14 protein-coding genes are annotated in these 17508 nt (G+C 73.6%); 8 read left to right on the top strand and 6 right to left on the bottom strand.

What is annotated here, in order from left to right; genetic code table 11:
• Positions 1–53: 53 nt before the first annotated feature.
• From BKI49_RS21810 to BKI49_RS21790, 5 genes are all read left to right on the top strand, one after another.
• Positions 54–503: a hypothetical protein gene (locus BKI49_RS21810; protein WP_095935966.1), complete on the top strand. Its 450-nt coding sequence runs from the start codon at positions 54–56 to the stop codon at positions 501–503.
• A gap of 7 nt (positions 504–510) precedes the next feature.
• A complete protein-coding gene (locus tag BKI49_RS35085; protein ID WP_257004902.1) occupies positions 511–1830 on the top strand; it encodes a tetrahydrofolate dehydrogenase/cyclohydrolase catalytic domain-containing protein in 1320 nt (439 codons plus the stop codon).
• Positions 1831–2116: 286 nt separating this feature from the next.
• Positions 2117–3388, top strand: a complete 1272-nt coding sequence (locus BKI49_RS21800) for an amidase (RefSeq protein ID WP_095935999.1) — start codon at positions 2117–2119, stop codon at positions 3386–3388.
• Positions 3385–3714, top strand: coding sequence for a hypothetical protein (locus BKI49_RS21795; RefSeq protein ID WP_095935965.1), 330 nt, complete (start codon positions 3385–3387; stop codon positions 3712–3714). Before BKI49_RS21800 ends, BKI49_RS21795 begins: the two co-directional genes overlap by 4 nt.
• Positions 3711–4820, top strand: a complete 1110-nt coding sequence (locus tag BKI49_RS21790; protein ID WP_095935964.1) for a zeta toxin family protein — start codon at positions 3711–3713, stop codon at positions 4818–4820. The genes BKI49_RS21795 and BKI49_RS21790 overlap by 4 nt, the downstream gene beginning before the upstream one ends.
• Positions 4821–4824: 4 nt before the next feature.
• Here BKI49_RS21790 and BKI49_RS21785 read toward each other — a convergent pair whose 3' ends face one another.
• Complete coding sequence (locus BKI49_RS21785) at positions 4825–5382, bottom strand: hypothetical protein (protein ID WP_095935963.1); 558 nt, start codon at positions 5380–5382, stop codon at positions 4825–4827.
• Between the two features lie 158 nt (positions 5383–5540).
• On the opposite strand from BKI49_RS21785, the gene BKI49_RS21780 reads away from it, so the two are divergent.
• Together BKI49_RS21780 and BKI49_RS21775 are read left to right on the top strand one after the other, a co-directional pair.
• Complete coding sequence (locus tag BKI49_RS21780) at positions 5541–8213, top strand: hypothetical protein (RefSeq protein ID WP_143658483.1); 2673 nt, start codon at positions 5541–5543, stop codon at positions 8211–8213.
• A 102-nt stretch (positions 8214–8315) separates the two neighbouring features.
• The gene (locus BKI49_RS21775; protein WP_095935961.1) at positions 8316–8909 is read left to right on the top strand and encodes a flavodoxin family protein; all 594 of its coding nucleotides are present in this window, start codon (positions 8316–8318) and stop codon (positions 8907–8909) included.
• An 85-nt stretch (positions 8910–8994) separates the two neighbouring features.
• On the opposite strand, the gene BKI49_RS21770 is transcribed toward BKI49_RS21775, so the two are convergent.
• From BKI49_RS21770 to BKI49_RS21750, 5 genes are all read right to left on the bottom strand, one after another.
• Complete coding sequence (locus BKI49_RS21770; RefSeq protein WP_257004901.1) at positions 8995–9921, bottom strand: ABC transporter permease; 927 nt, start codon at positions 9919–9921, stop codon at positions 8995–8997.
• Positions 9908–10909 (bottom strand): ABC transporter ATP-binding protein, encoded by a 1002-nt coding sequence (locus BKI49_RS21765; protein ID WP_095935960.1) that lies wholly within the window; start codon positions 10907–10909, stop codon positions 9908–9910. Before BKI49_RS21765 ends, BKI49_RS21770 begins: the two co-directional genes overlap by 14 nt.
• A gap of 32 nt (positions 10910–10941) precedes the next feature.
• The gene (locus BKI49_RS21760; RefSeq protein ID WP_095935959.1) at positions 10942–12156 is read right to left on the bottom strand and encodes a LolA family protein; all 1215 of its coding nucleotides are present in this window, start codon (positions 12154–12156) and stop codon (positions 10942–10944) included.
• 273 nt (positions 12157–12429) lie between these two features.
• Entirely contained in the window at positions 12430–13446 is a 1017-nt protein-coding gene (locus BKI49_RS21755; protein ID WP_095935958.1) for a CHRD domain-containing protein, read from the bottom strand.
• 339 nt (positions 13447–13785) lie between these two features.
• Complete coding sequence (locus tag BKI49_RS21750; RefSeq protein ID WP_095935957.1) at positions 13786–14796, bottom strand: polyprenyl synthetase family protein; 1011 nt, start codon at positions 14794–14796, stop codon at positions 13786–13788.
• Positions 14797–15338: 542 nt separating this feature from the next.
• On the opposite strand from BKI49_RS21750, the gene BKI49_RS21745 reads away from it, so the two are divergent.
• Positions 15339–17384 (top strand): CocE/NonD family hydrolase, encoded by a 2046-nt coding sequence (locus BKI49_RS21745; RefSeq protein WP_095935997.1) that lies wholly within the window; start codon positions 15339–15341, stop codon positions 17382–17384.
• Positions 17385–17508: the final 124 nt, after the last annotated feature.

Below are 17508 nucleotides of genomic sequence, written 5' to 3'. Positions count from 1 at the left end.
CCGTCACGGACGGGCCGTCCCCGCCGTTCGAACCTCGTCGAGGAGAAGCACACATGAACCACCCGCACACCCCGTACTTCGAGGACGTCGTCGACTGGCGGCACCACCGGGCGGGACACGCGCACACCCTGGTGCGCGCCGTCCGCTCCGGCGACGGACGCCGGGCGGTGGCCGTCGTGTCGGAACTGGCGAGCAACCCCGACGACCGCGGCATCACCGACGACTTCGGTTCGGTCGCCGACGCCGCGCTGCCGGTGCTGCGCCGGGCCTTCGGACCGCAGCTCGAACAGGTCGACTGGATCGCCCACTTCGGGTCCTTCTCCTACCACGACCCGACGGGCCCCGAGACCTTCACCCGGGTCACCGTGACACCCGGGCCAGCAGGACACCGCGACGATCTGTCCGGCGACGAGCCGCTGGCGGCGAGCCGGGTGGAGGAGCTGCTGGGCCGCGGACTCGACCCCGTCGCCCAGGTGCTCGCGCGGATCGAGCGGGCGGGATGAGGCGCCGATGACCGAGCATGTGTCGGGCCGGGACGTCCTGCGTCAGGCCAAGGAGCTCTACCAGCCCTACCGTGACGCCGTGGAGCCCACGGGACAACGGGTGGCGATCATCCGCTTCGAGCCGGCCGCCACCGATCCGCAGGACTGGCGGGTGCGCCTGGAGGCCTCCAAGGTCTCCGCCGAGCAGAAGGTGAAGAGCTTCGAGCACCTCGGCTTCAAGGCGGACCACATCGTGATGCCGCCGGGCACCACGCGTGCGCAGTTCGCCGAGACCCTCGACCGCGCCAACCAGGATCCCGCGACCCGCGCGATCATCGTCCAGTTCCCGCCGCCCGCCCATCTGCGTCCGCTCGTCGAGCGGATGGACCCGGCCAAGGACATCGACGCACTCCTCAAGGGCCGCTCCCAGTACGCGGCGTGCGCGACGGCGGAGGGCATCTGCCGTGTGGTGCAGCCCTTCGCGCAGGACGATCCGACGATCGCGGTGGTGGGCAGCAAGGGCTTCGTCGGACAGGGCGTGGTGCACACGCTGCGGGAGCAGGGCCACCGGCTGATGGAGCTCGACGCCGGGGACGACCTGCGGCGGGTGCGCGACGCCGACATCGTCGTCTCGGTGACCGGCAACCCCGGGATCCTGGGACCCGACCATCTGCGGCCGCACCACCGGCTCGTCGTCGACTCCGGTTTCGTGCCGCAGCCGGACGGCAGCGTGCGCGGCGACGTCCAGCGGGCCGCGTACGGCATCCCGCAGCACCTCACGCCCGTGCCCGGCGGCATCGGGCCCGTCGAGATGGCCACCTTGATGGAGCGGGTGGTGCGCAGGGAGGTCGACCCGGCCGCCCCGTCCTGGAAGGTCGAGCCGCGCCCGTACCTGACCAAGGAGCAGATGGCGCAGGGCGCGTCGGCGGCACCCGCGGCCTCGGTGGCGGCCGCCGCCGGACGCGGGTCCACCGCCGGGCAGAAAAGCACCGCCGGACAGGCCGCCTCCGCGGCCCAGGGAGCTCCGGAGAGCCGGACGACATCAGCGCAGCAGACGGGACCCGCGAGCCGGACAGGACCGGCGAACCAGACGGGCCCGACGAACCAGGCGGGGTCCGCGAGCCGGACAGGACCCGCGAACCAGACGGGATCTGCCGCTCAGGGGCCGCCCACGACCCCGGGCAACCCCGTGGCCCAGGCCGCGAAGCTGCGCGGCGCCGGTGGGGCCGGGAGCGGGGGCGCTACGAACACGGCGGGCGGGCCCTCCGCCGGCGGCGGCCCGTCGGCACCGGTCCGGCCGCAGCTCCCCCTGCAGCCGAGGCCGCCGGCCCCGGGGCCCGGCCGCTGAGCCACGCCGCGCGAGCCGCGGGACACCGGCCGGGACGAGACCGTACGAGACTTGTCCCGGCCCTGCCCCGCGCACGCGCCGCACCCCGTCCCGCACCGGGCCCGCGCGCACCTCACGCATCCCGCGCGTGCCCCGCACGCATCCTGCCCGCCGTACCGAAGGAGCCTCGGCCGACGCCATGAGACCCGAAGCGGAAGTGGACCCGGCCTCGGCGCGGGCCCCGGAACCGGACGCCCTGCGGTGGCTGTCGGCCGAGGACACCGCCGCGGCCGTCCGCGCGCGCACCATGAGCGCGGTCGACGCGGTCGCCGCCGCGCTGACGCGGATCGCGCGGGTGGACCCCGGCCTCTCGGCGTTCGCGGAAGTGTGGGCCGAGGAGGCCCTCGGGCGGGCTGCCGAGGTGGACGCGCGGGTCGCCGCGGGCGAGTGGCTGCCGCTCGCGGGCGTTCCGATCGGCGTCAAGGGCCGGCACGGACTGCGCGCGGCAGGCGCCCTGGTCGCGGCCGGCTGTGTGCCCGTCGGCGCCACGTCGGTGCCCGGCCCGGGCACGCCCTGGCAGACGTGGGGCCTCGGGGCGCACGGCCGGACCGTCAACCCGTGGCGGGCCGACCGGACGCCGGGTGGTTCCTCGGCCGGCTCCGCGGCGGCGGTGGCGGCGGGGCTGGTACCCCTGGCGACCGGCAGCGACGGCGCGGGCTCCGTGCGGATTCCCGCGGCGTGGTGCGGCGTCCTCGGCCTGAAGACCACGACCGGCCGACTCCCGTCGGCCGACCGCACCGGGCTGACGGCGGCCGGAGTCCTCACGCGCAGCGCCTCGGACGCCGCCGCGTACTGGCGGGTCGTGGCCGCCGGCCCGGACGGAACCCCCGCCGGGCCGCCGCCCGCCTCCGCACAGCAGCCCCCTTCCGCACCGCCCGGCGCCTCCGTACCGCCCGGCGCCTCCGTGCCCCCCGTCCCCGCCGTCTGGTCCGCCGACCTCGGGTTCGCCGACACCGATCCCGGCATCGCCGCCCGCGCGTTCGCGGAGGTGCAGCGGCTCGCCGCGGCCGGGATCGTCCGCCTGGTGGAGCGCGAGGTGACCCTGACGGACCCCGGTCCCACCTGGCTGGCCCTGCGGACGCAGGGCGGCGACGTCTCCCGGGCGCGGACCGTGCGGGCGGCCGACGACAGGTGTCTCGCGGAGCTGTTCGGCGAGGTCCCGCTGCTGCTGACACCGGCCACACCGAACCCACCACACGGCCACGAAGGTCCCGGCGACCGCTACTCGACCGCTCTCACCTGGGCGTTCAACCTGAGCGGACATCCCGCGGCGAGCGTTCCCGCAGGTCTCGGCCCGGACGGCTGCCCGGTCGGACTCCAACTGGTCGCCGCGCACGACTGCGAACCACTGCTGCTGGACGTCGCGCGACGGGCCGAGCGGCACCGGTCCGCCCTCGTTCCCGTCTTCGACGGCGGACGGGACGGGGCGGCACCGCCCGCCGCGAGCACCGCGTCGACCACGGACAGCACCCCGGCCGGCCCGTGGACCAGAAGCAGACGAGGAGGACCCCACCGATGAACGAGACTCCCGCACACGGCGCCCCCGACGGCGCGACCCCGGGGGCCGGTCCGGCCCCCTCCCTGCGCGCCTATCTCGGCCTCTACTCCGCCGGGTTCGTCGGTCGCGAGGAGATGATCGCGACCGTCGCCGCCTGGCCCTTCGAGCCCGAGGAGGGGCTCGACGAAGGGCATCCCGAACCCACCCACCAGGACAACACCCTGTCCGTGGTCTCCGCCGCACGGCTGCTCGGGCAGCTGACCCGCGAGGACGTGGCGGAGATCCAGCGCCGCATCGACCTCCGCGCCGACGGCGGGGCGGGCGGCGGGACCGAACGGCGGCCATGACCCCGCACGACGGGCCGGAGGCATGGCTCACACCTGAATACCGCGCGCTGTACCGGGCGTTGCAGACCCGGATGTCGGCCGGCGGCGATCTGGCGCCGGGGGACGGCGACACGTACAGCCGGTTCCGGCACGGCGCGCTGTGGACGCCGGACCGCGAGCGCCTGCACGAGGCCGTCCTGGAGGACTTCAAGGCCCGCTGCGCCGGAATACCGCGCGACGGCCACGCGGCGCTGCTCACCGCCGGGGCGCCCGGCGCGGGCAAGGGCGGCGCGCTGCGCGGCCTCGCCGAGTGGCAGGGACGTGACGACGAGCTGGGCCGGGCGCTGACCCGGGTGCACGGCATCGACGTACGCGACTACGTGGTGCTGGACCCGGACGAGTTCAAGGTGGCGCTGTCCGAGCACGGCGGCACCCCTCGTCTGCCGGACGACGCACGCGAATTGCCGGGCGGTCGCCTGCTGTCCCCGTCGGAGACGGCCTCGCTCACGCACCGCGAGTCGGCGTTCCTCCAGGGCGTCTTCGAGCAGTGGGCGCGCGCCGAGGGCCACAACCTGCTCTACGACGCGACGCTGCGCGACCAGCGGTGGAACGAGCAGCTCCTCGGCGACCTGCGCGCCGGCGGCTACGACAGGCGGGTCCTGCTGTCCGTGGAGGTGCCGGTGGAGCAGTGCCTCGCCCAGAACGCGAGCCGCTGGCAGCGCGGCCGCGCCGACTTCGAGGCGGGCCGTGACCGGTACGGAGGACGTATGGCCCCCGAGGACATGATCAAGGACCTCTATGCGCAGAGCACCTCGGGGCGTGGCTTCTCCGTCGGCCGCGAGAACGCCGAGAAGCTGGTGGCGTCCGGGCTGGCGACCGGCTTGATCACTTCGGAACGGGGGGATTTCCCGGCCGGGCCCGGCGCGCGGGCGGACCGCACGGCACGGGCGGGACTCGGGGCGGGTGCCGCACCCGTCTTCCGGGAGGGCGACGCCGTCCTGCGTGTCGCCGCCGCGGGCCGGCTGCGCTCGGGCTCCGGTACGGCCACGGGCGGGCCGCCGTCGGCGCCCGCCGGCCCGGCGGTCACGGTCAGGACGCCTGCGCCCCGGCCCCCGCGGACGCCATGAACAGCTATGCGCCCGCCGGCGGGCTGAACCGGTCCACGCCCGCGAGGATGCGCTGCTTGCGCGCCTGGTTGTCCAGCAGCCGGGCCCGGCTGAAGCGGGTCGCGTCCTTGCGGTACAGCTCGCGGCCGAGGTCGGAGGTGAAGCGCTCCGCGGGGACCTCGCCGGCGCCCTCCGGAAGGAACTTGAGGACCTCGTCGAGCGCCGCGAGTGCGTACGCGAAGCTCGCGCGGTGGTCGCGCTGTTCGGTCGGCGGCACGTTCAGCAGCCGCAGCCCCGAGTCCGTGCCGACCTGGTCCGAGACCCACAGGAACTCGCCGGGGTCGATGATCCTGGACGGCTGCGCGCCACCGAACGCCGGTGGTGCGGGCGGCAGTTCGTCGGACATGACGAACGTGAACGAGCGGGTGCGGCCGCACTGCGGGCACACGCCCTCGTACACGGCGACCAACGCGCCGTCACGCTCTTCGAGACGGTGCTCGCGCTCGAAGTCCCTCGCTCCGCACGCGCAGGCGTGCAGGTCCATGTAGAGGTGCGCTTCCTGAGTCGAACGAGCGATCAGCATGCCAAAATCCTACGTGCCACGAGGCGGCCGAGGGGGAAGTGCCAGTGGAGCAGGAACCGTACGACAACAGGGCGGGGAGCGCGCGGCCGGGGACAGACGGTGCGGCGCCGGACAGGGGGCCCGCTTCCGGGGAGATCACGGTCATCACGGCGACCGACGTGGCGGGAAGCCGTTTCACCGGCGGCACCGGCACGGCCCCGGAACCGGGCCGGCAGGCAGCCGTCGTCGCGCAGGCGCAGGCCGTGCTGCCGATGGTCGTACAGAGCCTGTACGCCGAGCAGTTGCGCTCCGTGGAGCTGCGCGGCGACGACACCGGTGACCCCCACTTCGTGCTCACCGACCACCGGGGCAAGGAGTTCACGCTGCGCGTGGACGCGGTGCCGCTGCCGACCGGCACGGTCGCCCGCATGCACGTCAACACCACCTCGGACCACCACTTCGTGCAGCTCTCCGACCGGATGGACCCGCAGCAGGTGGGCCGGGCGCTGAGCCACGAGCTCGGCGAGATGCTCGCGGTGCGCGAGCGGGCGGTGCGGGCTGCGGCCGGCGACCCCTCGGTCGCCGGGGTGGCGCCGCCTCGGGAGGTGCTGCTGACGCGCGGCCGGCTCACCGCCGCCGAGGAGGGTTTCCGGCTGACCGAGGAGGATCTCGGCCGGGTCGGCGAGCTGAACCACCTCGCCGCCCGGATGTCGGACGCCACGTTGGAGAACGCTCAACGCGCGGAAGCGCGCGAGGAGTTGTCCGCCCTCATCGATCACACCGGGCTCCGCCCGCAGGCCTCCTCCGGATCCGAGCAGTTCGACCGTGAGCGCCAGGCCGCGGACCTGCGCCTGAACTCGATCGAACCCCATCTGACGCCCCAGGCCTGGCAGGCGGTGTCCCATCTCGCCGTGCCCGCCGAGCAGTTGTCCGGCCAGGACGCGGCGGACCTCCAGGCGTTCCGGGCCCGCGCCGCGTACACGCTGCCGCTCGGCAACGGGCCGCCGATGCCGGGCATGCGCCCCGACGGCACCCCCGTTCCCCGCGAGGAACTCGCCGCGGCGGCGGCCGAGGCGGCCGACCGGCGCACCCGGGCGAGCGCCGCCACCCTGGACCAGCTGCGCGCCGAGGTGGCGGCGAGCGGCGAGTGGCCCACGCGGCAGGTGATGATCGGCGGCGGCGCGAGCCTCGTCGGCCGTGATCCGGACGCCCTGCTCGTCGACGCGCGGGGCCGCTGGCACCTGGACCCGGGCCAGGGCATCGTGCAGTCCGCCGACCAGGTCCGGGACATGCGGGCGACCGGGCTGGGCGACGCCCACCAGTTCGTCGACCCGACCGGGCGGGTGCCCCGGGACGCCGTGCGCCTGTGGGAGGACGAGCTGGCGGTGCGCGGGCCGGTCGTCGACGGGACCGCGCGGCTGCTGCCCGCGCGGGACGGCCGCCTGTACGCGCACATCCGGCCCAACGACGGCTCCCCGGACGTCTATGTGCAGGTCGAGGGCGTACCGACGGTCGCCACCGGTCTGCCGCCCGAGATGGTGCCGGGCGTCGACCGTCGTGACGTGGTGAACCTGCCGGAGGCGATCGGCGCCGTACGCGGACAGCTGCCCGCCGACTCCCCGGTCCACGAACGTCTCGCCGGGGCGCCCGACGCACGGCAGACGCTCCAGGTCCTGCGCGAGGAAGGGGTGCTGGACACCCTGCGGGCCGATGGCGGGGCCCGGTCCGCGCTCCAGACGCTGGACGCCACCGCGCAGTGGGAGCAGGCCAGGGCGACGGCCCCCGGGCGGGTCTTCCTCGGCGACGAGATCGCGGAGAACCGTTTCGACGTGAGCGCCGCGGATGCGCCGAGGACGTGGCTGGTCGCGGGCGCGGGCGGCACGGGCGTGGCCGACGCCGAGATCATCCTGGAGGCCGACCCGCAGGCCCGCGTCACCATCTACGGGCCGAACCTGCCGCCCGCGCTGGAGAACCAGGTCCAGTTCACCGCCATGCGCGAGCGTTTCGTCGCCGAGTACGGCGGCGACGGCCGGCTCACCATCGACATCCACCCCGACAACCGGGTCGGCGCCGTGCAGATGCGCACCGGGCCCGACGGGAAGCCCCGCTTCCGGGAGGGGCACGTGGAGGCGGAGGCCTACGTCGCCAGCCTCGGGCGCACCGCACCGGTCCCGGAGGCGCTCCGGGACATGGGCGAGCAGACGCGCGCCGCGGGCGGGCAGGTACGCGGCGACCTGATGTTCGACCACGACCGGCAGTACCTCGGCTACGGCATGACCTTCGAGTCCGGCGGGCAGCAGCGTCGCGTCGAGGTGACCGGCGCCGCCTCCCAGGCGCTGCCCCGTGACGTCTTCCCGCGCGACACCCAGGCCGCGCTGGGCGCCATGGCCGCCCGGCAGGTCCCGTCCCAGAGCGGCAACGCGGCCCCCGGTTTCGCGCCGACGGCCCAGCAGTCCGTGCGCCTGACGCAGGCACGGGAGCAGGGGACGGTGGAACGCCACGCGGCGGTACCGGAGAGCTGGCAGCGGCCGGCCGTGACAGCGGGGACGACGCCTGCCTCCGGCCCTTCGGCAGGCCCCTCCTCGACCACGGCCGCGCCCGCGGGCACCCCGTCAGCCGCCCTCACCAACCCCGTCGCGGGCACGCCGCCCGCCACTCCCTCCAGCCCGTCCGCGGGCACGCCGTCCGCCAACCCCGTCGCGGGCGCCGCACGCCGCCAGTCCGGCCGGGGTTCGGCCGCTCCGGGCGGTCCGGTGCCGGGCTCGGCACCCGGGCCGGCGTCGCCCGGGCAGCCACCTCGCGTCCAGCGCCCTCCTCAGCCGGGCGGGGGAGGCGGCGCGCCGGGGCGGTGACGCGGGGGTCATGGGCCCCTGGACACCTGCATGCATGTGCATATATTGTCCACGCATGTAGTCGCTTGCAGTCGCTCCATCGCGCGTACCCCAGGGGGACCCATGACCCGCCGTTTCCTGTTCCTGCTCGGCAGCAGCCGTAGCGACGGCAACACCGAGCTGCTCGCGCGCAGGGCCGCCGAACAGCTGCCCGGCGACGTCGAGCAGCACTGGCTGAGCCTCGCCGAGCATCCGCTGCCCGACTTCACGGACCTGCGGCGCGACAGCGACCACCTGCTCCCGCCCGCCGGAAGCAACGTCGCACTGCTGCTCGACGCCACCCTCGCGGCCACCGACATCGTGATCGCCTCGCCGCTGTACTGGTACTCGGTGTCCGGCCTCACCAAGCGCTACCTGGACTACTGGTCGGGCTGGCTGCGCACCCCCGGCATCGACTTCAAGGCGACGATGGCGGGACGCACCCTCTGGGGCGTCACCGCGCTGGCCCACGAGGAGCAGGAGGTCGCCGACCCGCTGGTCGACACCCTCAACCACTCCGCCGCGTACATGAGGATGCGCTTCGGAGGGGTCCTGCTCGGCAACGGCAGCCGGCGCGGCGACGTGCTGGAGGACGCCGAGGCACTGGCGCGCGCGAAGGCGTTCTTCGCGCAGGAGCCGCCGCTCGCCCGCTTCCCCTACGAGTCGGCCACCGTCTGACCGGCGCCGCGCGCCCGCCGTACTTCGGCCTCCCGCACGGCGATGTCCTTCCGGACGTGATGCCCTTCCGGACGGCGGCGTCCGTCTAGACGGTGATGTCCTTCGCCGCGAACCGCGCCCACGCCGCCGACCCGAACACGGCGGCGTACAGGCCCTGGAGGCCCAGGTTACGGACGAGGTCGTCCCAGTACACCGGTTCCCGCATGAGGTCCGCGAAGGACAGCCAGTAGTGCGAGAAGAAGTACGGCTGGAGCGCGTGCAGCTGGGGGATCTGGTCGAGGATCTGGACGGTGATGAGGAGGCCGACCGTCGTCGCCATGGCCGCGATGCCGCTGTTCGTCAGCGTGGAGACGAACAGGCCGAGCGCCGCGACCCCGACCAGTGAGGCGGCGACGACCAGGGCGATGAACAACGCCCGGCCGAGGCCTTCCGCGAAGCTGATCCGGGTCCCGGAGATCGTCGTCAGGTCTCCCAGCGGGAACAGCAGCGCGCCCACCGTGAGCGCCGAGACCGCCACGACGAGCGTGGCGACCAGACAGAACGTCATCGTGGTCGCGTACTTGGTGAGCAGCAGCCGGGTGCGGCCCGCCGGGGCGACCAGGAGATAGCGCAGCGTCCCCGCGTTCGCCTCGCCCGCGATCGCGTCACCCGCGATGACGCCGATCGCCATCGGCAGGAAGAACGGGAGCGTCGCGGCCAGCGCGGTGAACACCAGGAACAGACCGTTGTTGGTGACCTGCGAGATGAACGCGGGGCCTTCACCGCCGCCGCCCGCCGCCGAGCCGTCACTCGTCTCGATCCTGATGGCCACCCCGACCAGGATCGGCACGGCCGCGAGCACGCCCAGCAGGGCGATCGTCCGCCATCGCCGGAAGGTGGTGGCCAGCTCGCTGCGGAACAGCCCGAACGTCCACAGCAGACCGGGGGACCGCGTGGCCCCGGCCGGGGCCGCCACGGCCTCGCCCAGGTCCGGCCGCGTGTCCGGCCCCGGCACCGCCTCAGCCCGCGACATCGAACCCCTCCCCCGTCAGCGCCACGAACGCGTCCTCCAGGGAGGCCCGTTCCACCCCGAAGCCGCGGACCCGTACGCCCGCCGTCACCAACGCGGCGTTGAGCTCGGCGAGTTCACGGTCCGGGGGCTCGGCCGTCACCCCCGTCTCGGTCACCACGAGATCCGCCACGCCCTGTTCCTTCAGCACGCGCGCCGCGTCGCCCGGGTCCGGGGTGGTCACCACCAGCCGGCCCCGCGCACCGGCGGCGAGGTCGGCCACCGCGCCTTGGACGACCAGCCGTCCCTGCGCCATCACGGCGGCATGCGTGCACACCTGCTCGATCTCGTCGAGCAGGTGCGAGGACAGGAACACGGTCGTGCCGTCGGAGGCCAGCTCACGCACGAGGGCCCGGATCTCCCGCATGCCCTGCGGATCCAGGCCGTTGGTCGGCTCGTCCAGGACGAGCAGGCGGCGCGACTGGAGCAGCGCCGCGGCGAGCCCGAGCCGCTGTTTCATGCCCAGCGAGTACGCCTTGGCCTTCTTGCCCGCCGCCGCGGTGAGGCCGACCCGGTCGAGGGCGTCCGCGACACGGGTGCGCCGAGTGCGCGGGTCGGCCGTCGGGTCGGCGGCGTCGTACCGCATCAGGTTGTCGCGCCCCGAGAGGAAGCCGTACAGCGCGGGGCCCTCGATGAGGGCCCCGACCTGGGGGAGCACGGCGCGTGTGGCACGGGGCATCGGCCGCCCCAGGACGCGCGCCGTGCCCGAGGTCGGCTCGATCAGGCCCATCAGCATGCGGATGGTGGTGGTCTTGCCGGAGCCGTTGGGCCCGAGGAAGCCGAAGACGCTGCCCGCCGGGACGGTCAGGTCCAGACCGTCGACGGCGAGCTGTCCGCCGCGGTAGCGCTTGGTGAGGGCGCGGGTGGCGATCACCGCGTCCTCGGCGGGCACGGCGCCCGCGCCACCCGTGTCGTCCGTCCGGTCGGACTCGGCGGCGGACAGCTCCTCCATGGGCTCCCTCGGTTCGCTCGGCTGCGGGGGACTCAGTGGGCGGCGTCGGCCGCCTTCACCAGGGCGTCCTTGGTGACGGCACCGGCGTACACCTTGCCGTCGTCCGTGATCAGCGCGTTGACCAGGCGGGTCGAGAAGACCGTACCCGAGCCGAACTTGCCGGAGACGTGGTCGCCGAGGGAGTTCAGGAACCCGTCGACGTCGCTGTTGCCGGACGAGCCCGACGGCATGCCCTGGCCGCCCGTGTCGAACTCGGCGATCGAGTTCCAGCCCTTGCCGATGGTCTTCAGTCCGCCGAGTCCCTCACCGAGCCCCATGCCGAAGTCCTCGCCGGACTTCCGGGAGTGCTCCGGAGCCTTCGACTCGTCGGCCTCGGTGACCTTCGCGCCCTTCGGCGGGGTGAAGTCGAACGTCGACGCGGCCGGCGCGGAGAAGTCGACCTTGGTGAAGCCCGCGTCGACGACGGCCGCGCCGCCGCTCGCCGGCGTCAGCGTGAACTTCAGCGGCAGGCCCGTCTTCGCGTCCACCCCGATGCTGATCGCGCCGACCGTGGAACCGGACTGCTTCGGCTTGATGACCAGCCGGTACGCGTCCCGGCCCGCGATCTGGGCGGTGCCGTCGACGGTCACGGAGGTCGTGTCGTCGACCGCCTTCAGCGCTTCCTCCGCGAAGTCCTTGGGCGTGGCCGGGACGTCCTCGGGCGCCTTGCCCTTCTTCTCCTCGGACCGGGGCGCGGTCGCGTGGTAGGCCTCGTTCGACTTGCTGTCGTACGCCCATACGTCGTCGCCGTTGTGGATGACGCTGTACTCGGCCGCGCTGTCCAGAAGGGAGATCCTGCCCTTGTCCGGGCCGTCGGCGGCGACGCGCAGCGTGTGCGTGCCGGAGGCCAGTTCGAGGAGCTTGGACTGCGGGTCGGCGGAGGAGCCGCCGTCGCCCTCGGCGGCGCCGGAGGCGATGCCGCTCGCCAGACCGCCCAGGTCGGGCAGTCCGAGATCGGTGCTGATCTTGACCGTGCCGGACACCTGCTGGACGTCGGACTTGGCGATCTTCTCGATGAGCTGCTGCGCGGTGACCTTCGGCAGGTCGGGGTCCCCGGAGTCGGCGAGTGCCGGGACCAGCCCGATGGTCGCCGCCGCCACCCCCACCACCGCGACCGGGACGACATACCTGGCGGCCTTGCGCCGCCCGGAGCGCACGTCCTCGGCCTCGTCGGCCTTCGTGCTGTCGTCGGATTCGTACGGTGCCATGTGTGCCTTACCTCCGTCGTCGGCGGCGGCCCTACCGTCGTGCCCTTCTCCACTCCTAAGCCGCCATTCTCACCCGAACCGGTGAGGAGTGGTGTTATCCATCTGACCAAATCGGCCGGAGGGAAGCGTCAGACCCCGGACTCAACTCCGCGTACTCCTGCGGTATGACGCGGGGAGGCGGTGTCTCCCCCGACCCGTAGGGGTTCAGGGAGACACCGCCCGGCCGACGGGCCGTCGCGCCCGGCACCGGGCCGGGCGCGGCGGCCTGCGGGGTCAGCGCTGCACGAACACGTAGTCCGCCTGGTAGGGCACGCCCACCACGGTGCCCGGCGTGCAGGACCCGGCGGGTGCCACGCCGCCCACGGTGTTGAGGCGGAGGATCTCCTGCGTCCCGGCCAGCAGACCACGGTGCTTGCCGGAGCCGGTGGCCTTGAGGTCCAGCTCGGGGATGTTCTTGTCGCCGTTCGGGGTCTTGGAGATCAACGCGCCGGTGACGGCGCTGCCGTCGGGCGCGACCCACTGCGGCGTCCCGGAGCCGGGCTTCACGAACGAGTGGGCGATGTGGCCGCCGAGCCGGGCCGAGACGTCGCGCTGGACGAAGGCCCGGCCGCCGTCCTCGGCGGTCTTGCACTCGTAGATCTGCCTGCCCCGGACCACCGAGGCCTGGAAGTTGTCCAGGACGTTGTGGAAGTCGAAGGTGCCGGTGACCTTGTGGAGCTGGCCGCGGACGGCGCCGCCGGGGAACTCGGCGGTGTGCAGATTGGCGTAGAAGGAACCGGGGTCGGTCTTCAGCGCGTCGAGCAGGGCCGCGTCCTCGACCTCGACGGTGCCGACGACGCTGTGGTGCCTGATCTTGCCGAGCAGCCCGGTGAAGTCGACCTTGACACCGCCGTTGGTGCCCTTGGCGCCCTGGTGGATGTGGAGCAGGGTCGGCCTGCCGGTGCCGCGCCAGGTCACGGCGACGGACACCTTGTTGCCCTTGACCTTGATGAACTCCAGGGCCGCGCCGTCCTTGTCGCCGACGGCGGGGCCGCCCTGGACGGGCACCTCGTTGGCGCCGCGCAGGCTGGTGGCGAGGATGGTGCCGCCGCTGCCTCCCATGACGCCGCTCTGCGTGACGATGGTCCGGTCGCCGTGCGCGGAGTGGCTCGTGCCGCGGTCTTCACGGTGACTGCCGCTGTCGGCGACCGCCGGGATGACGGCGGCGGCGATACCGGCCGCGGCGGCGACCGTGACACCGGTCAGGATCAGACCCTTGCGACGCGTACTGATCGTGGCGTTCGATCCCATGATTCTGTTTTCTCCCCGTACTTCAGCCGACGCCCCCTGCGTCAGCTTCTGGGCATGAGTACGGACATGATCTGACCCTGGACTCATTCCAGCCAAGTGACACACGTCACACTCCCGGGTGAGCCCCGAACGCGCCGAAACACCTGGGAACCGAGCACGACGATTCAGCCCGTCCGGCGCTTGAGGACGAGGCCGTCCAGGCCGATCAGAGGGCACGGAAAGCCGGCCCGGGCCCAAGAGCAGGCCACGAGCCGAGCGTGGACCGGGGCAAAGGCGCGAACGAGGGCCAGGGGCGAGGGGGGCCGTGGCCAGAACGTGGACCGGGCCCGAAGGACCAGGTCAGCCGGCCCGGTGCACCACCGCGTCCACCAGCTCCACGAGCGCCGCCTTGGCAGCACACTCCGGCAACGGAGCCAGCGCCGCACGCGCCTCCTCCGCGTACCGCACGGTGTCCCGCCGCGCCTGCTCCAGGGCCGGGTGGGACCGCAGCCGGGCCAGCGCCTCGGCGTGCCGGGCGTCGTCGGTGAGGTCGGAGTCGAGCAGCTCGCACAGGGCGATGTCGTCCGCGAGCCCGAGCCGCTCCGCGCGCTCACGCAGCCGGAGCACCGGAAGCGTGGGGATGCCCTCGCGCAGGTCCGTGCCGGGCGTCTTGCCGGACTCGTGCGAGTCGGACGCGATGTCCAGCACGTCGTCCGCGAGCTGGAAGGCGACACCGAGACGCTCCCCGTACTGGGTGAGCACGTCGACGACCGTCTCGTCGGCGCCCGACATCATCGCGCCGAACCGGCAGGCGACGGCGACCAGCGAACCGGTCTTGCCGCTCAGGACGTCGAGGTAGTGATCGACCGGGTCGCGCCCGTCGCGCGGCCCGGCGGTCTCCAGGATCTGGCCGGTGACCAGCCGTTCGAAGGCCTCGGCCTGGATACGGACCGCCTCGGGCCCGAGGTCGGCCAGGATGTAGGAGGCGCGGGCGAAGAGGAAGTCGCCGGTCAGGACGGCGACCGAGTTGCCCCAGCGAGTGTTGGCGCTCGGCACCCCGCGCCGCACGTCCGCCTCGTCCATCACGTCGTCGTGGTACAGCGTGGCGAGGTGGGTGAGCTCGACGACCACCGCCGAGGGCACGACGCCCGGCGCGTAGGGATCACCGAACTGCGCGGCGAGCGTCACGAGGAGCGGCCGGAACCGCTTCCCGCCGGCCCGCACGAGGTGCTGGGCGGCTTCCGTGATGAAGGGGACCTCGCTCTTGGTGGCTTCGAGCAAACCCTCCTCGACAGCCGCCAATCCGGCCTGGACATCGGCTTCGAGAGCCTGGTCCCGCACGCTCAGCCCGAACGGCCCGACGACGGTCACGAGAGGTTCTCCTGTCTGCTGACGATCACATGGCGAAACTCGGTCGATCATTCGGTCGATGACACGGTTTGTCGATGTGTCGCTGCCATCACTCAAGTCAGCGTATCCGGTCACGTTTCGATCACCACGAGCGCCCACCGTCCCCCGGCCGACTTGGCTCCGGCAGGAGGTACCTCCATGCCCGGGCGGTATCCGATCACCAACGGTATGTTCGCGATCAGCCGATACCCGGCGACATGTGGCGATACGTTCCGATGTAACCGGAAGTGGGTGACCGTGTCCCGAACCTGCGCCGAGTCGAGCCCGGCAGCCGGCCCTCGTCGCCGACCGGTGGGCATCACCTGGCCGGACGCACGCACACGGCGGAACACAACCCCTCGATGGACGCCGCGCACGGCGCCGCCCACCGAGGTCACTCCCACGCACCGCGCGCGCCCCACGCACCGCAAGGGCCCGCCGGGCCGCCCGGACAGGCCACGCCCCACGACCGTGCCGAACCGCCCGAGTCCCACGGCTCCGCCGGGCCCGGGAGCGCGATGATCATGCACATCCGTACGTCCTTCCCGTGCGAGACCGCCCACGAGGACCTCTGGATCCCCCTCCCGGACGGCACCCGTCTGTACGCGCGCGTCTGGCGCCCGCTGACCGAGGAACGCGTACCCGCTCTCCTCGAATATCTTCCGCACCGCCTCACGGACCGGACCGCGCCCCGCGACTGGCAGCGCCACCCCTGGTACGCGGGCCACGGCTACGCCTCCGTCCGCGTGGACACCCGCGGGCACGGCAATTCGGAGGGCATGCCGGCGGACGCGCAGGCACAGGAGGAACTGGACGACGGCGTGGCGGTGGTCAACTGGCTGGCCGCCCAGCCCTGGTGCACGGGAAGCGTCGGCATGTTCGGCATCTCCTGGGGCGGCTTCGGCTCTCTCCGGATCGCGGCCCTCGCACCCGAGCCGCTCAAGGCGGTCGTCGCGGTCTGCTCGACGGACGACCGCTACGACAACGACGTCCACTACGCGGGAGGTTCCGTACGGGCCGCCGGCCTGCACGCCCGGTCGGCCGCGACGCTCGCCTCCGCCGCCCTTCCCCCGGACCCGGCGCACGTGGGCGAGGTGATGTGGCGGGACATGTGGGTGAAGCGGCTCCAGGCGGTGGAGCCGCCGGTCCACACCTGGCTGGAGCACCAGACCCGGGACGCGTACTGGCGCCACGGGAGCGTCCGCGAGGACTACCGAGCGATCCGGGCGGCGGTCCTGGCGGTCGGCGGCTGGCACGACCCGTACCGCGACACGGTGCTGCGTCTGGTCGAGCACCTGCCACCCGATCGCGTACGCGGAGTGATCGGCCCGTGGTCGCACCAGTACCCCGACCGCGGCCGGCCGCCCGGCCCGGCGATCGGCTTCCTCCAGGAGACCCTGCGCTGGTGGGACCACTGGCTGCGCACCCCGGCGACGCCCGGCCCCGACCCCGGCCCCGGCCCCGGCCCCGGCCCCGGCCCCGGCGGCATCATGGCGGAACCGCTCCTGCGCTCGTACGTCATGGACGCGCGCCCCCCGGCGACGACGTACCCGGTGATCACCGGCCGCTGGGTGGGTGATCACGTCTGGCCGTCACCCTCCGTGACCTGGGTCACCTACGCGCTCCAGGGCGATCCGGTGGCGGTGCGCTCACCGCAGCACACCGGGGTGGACGCGGGCCGCACCGTCCCGCACGGCCACGACGCCGACCTGCCCCCGGACCAGCGGGAGGAGGACGCCCGGTCGGTCTGCTTCGAGTTCGAGGTCACGGAGGAGACCTGGGTCCTGGGCCGCCCGGCGGTCCGGCTGCGGCTCACGTCACACTCCCCCCGGGGCCAGGTGATCGCCCGGCTGTGCGACGTGGCTCCCGACGGCGCCTCGACGCTCGTCACCCGGGGCGTGCTGAACCTGTCGGCGCGCCACGGCAGCGACCGCGCCACGGCGTGGGTGCCGGGCGCGACGGAGGACGTGCTCGTCGAGCTGGACGCCATCGGTCACGCGTTCCCGCCCGGGCATCACGTCCGGCTCGCCGTCTCCTCCGCGTACTGGCCGTGGGTCTGGCCCCAGCCCGGTCCGGAGACCGGCTTCACCCTGGACCCGGCGGCCGGCGTCCTCGAACTCCCGGTAAGGGCACGGGAGTCGGACCCGGCGATCGCCTTCGAGGAGCCGGAGCAGTCCGCACCCCTCGGCGCGGTCTCCCCCGCGACGCTGGACGAGCCACGCCCCGAACGGCTCCTCGTGCACGACGTCGCCAAGGGCGAGTGGCGCCTGGAGACCGACCCCCGTCGCGAAAGCACCCGTATCCACCCGGACGGCCTCGAAGTCACCGAAGACGTCAAGGAGTCGTACACGATCGACGAATCCGGCCCCTTGTCGGCGCGCGCCCGATCGACCTGGTCGGTCCGCTTCCACCGCCCCGTCCTCGCCTGGGACGCCCGGGTGACGACGCGATCGGAACTCGCCTGCTCCGAAGGGGAGTTCATCGCCTCCGACGAGGTCGTCTGCAAGGACGGCGACGAGGTGGTCTTCCATCGGACGTGGGAGAAGCGGATCCCGCGCACGGCGGGCTAGGCCCGCCGCCACCCCGGCCCTGCCCGCCGGGGCGGCCGGATGCACGGCCGCCCGGCCCCACGGAAACCCTCACACCCTGCCCGAGTTGCCCGACTTGTGACTCCCGGCTCACCATGCCCTGATG

The organism is Streptomyces sp. Tue6028, from assembly GCF_002300165.1.
GTDB lineage: Bacteria > Actinomycetota > Actinomycetes > Streptomycetales > Streptomycetaceae > Streptomyces > Streptomyces siamensis.
Note: the sequence above shows the minus strand (reverse complement) of the source record. Positions and strands in the feature narration are given on the sequence as shown.

Excerpts from the sequence above, each read along its gene's own strand:
- BKI49_RS21810 (WP_095935966.1), top strand. The coding sequence starts at position 54 with ATGAACCACCCGCACACCCCGTACTTCGAGGACGTCGTCGACTGGCGG.
- BKI49_RS35085 (WP_257004902.1), top strand. The coding sequence starts at position 511 with ATGACCGAGCATGTGTCGGGCCGGGACGTCCTGCGTCAGGCCAAGGAG.
- BKI49_RS21800 (WP_095935999.1), top strand. The coding sequence starts at position 2,117 with ATGAGCGCGGTCGACGCGGTCGCCGCCGCGCTGACGCGGATCGCGCGG.
- BKI49_RS21795 (WP_095935965.1), top strand. The coding sequence starts at position 3,385 with ATGAACGAGACTCCCGCACACGGCGCCCCCGACGGCGCGACCCCGGGG.
- BKI49_RS21790 (WP_095935964.1), top strand. The coding sequence starts at position 3,711 with ATGACCCCGCACGACGGGCCGGAGGCATGGCTCACACCTGAATACCGC.
- BKI49_RS21785 (WP_095935963.1), bottom strand. The coding sequence starts at position 5,382 with ATGCTGATCGCTCGTTCGACTCAGGAAGCGCACCTCTACATGGACCTG.
- BKI49_RS21775 (WP_095935961.1), top strand. The coding sequence starts at position 8,316 with ATGACCCGCCGTTTCCTGTTCCTGCTCGGCAGCAGCCGTAGCGACGGC.
- BKI49_RS21770 (WP_257004901.1), bottom strand. The coding sequence starts at position 9,921 with ATGTCGCGGGCTGAGGCGGTGCCGGGGCCGGACACGCGGCCGGACCTG.
- BKI49_RS21765 (WP_095935960.1), bottom strand. The coding sequence starts at position 10,909 with ATGGAGGAGCTGTCCGCCGCCGAGTCCGACCGGACGGACGACACGGGT.
- BKI49_RS21760 (WP_095935959.1), bottom strand. The coding sequence starts at position 12,156 with ATGGCACCGTACGAATCCGACGACAGCACGAAGGCCGACGAGGCCGAG.
- BKI49_RS21755 (WP_095935958.1), bottom strand. The coding sequence starts at position 13,446 with ATGGGATCGAACGCCACGATCAGTACGCGTCGCAAGGGTCTGATCCTG.
- BKI49_RS21745 (WP_095935997.1), top strand. The coding sequence starts at position 15,339 with ATGCACATCCGTACGTCCTTCCCGTGCGAGACCGCCCACGAGGACCTC.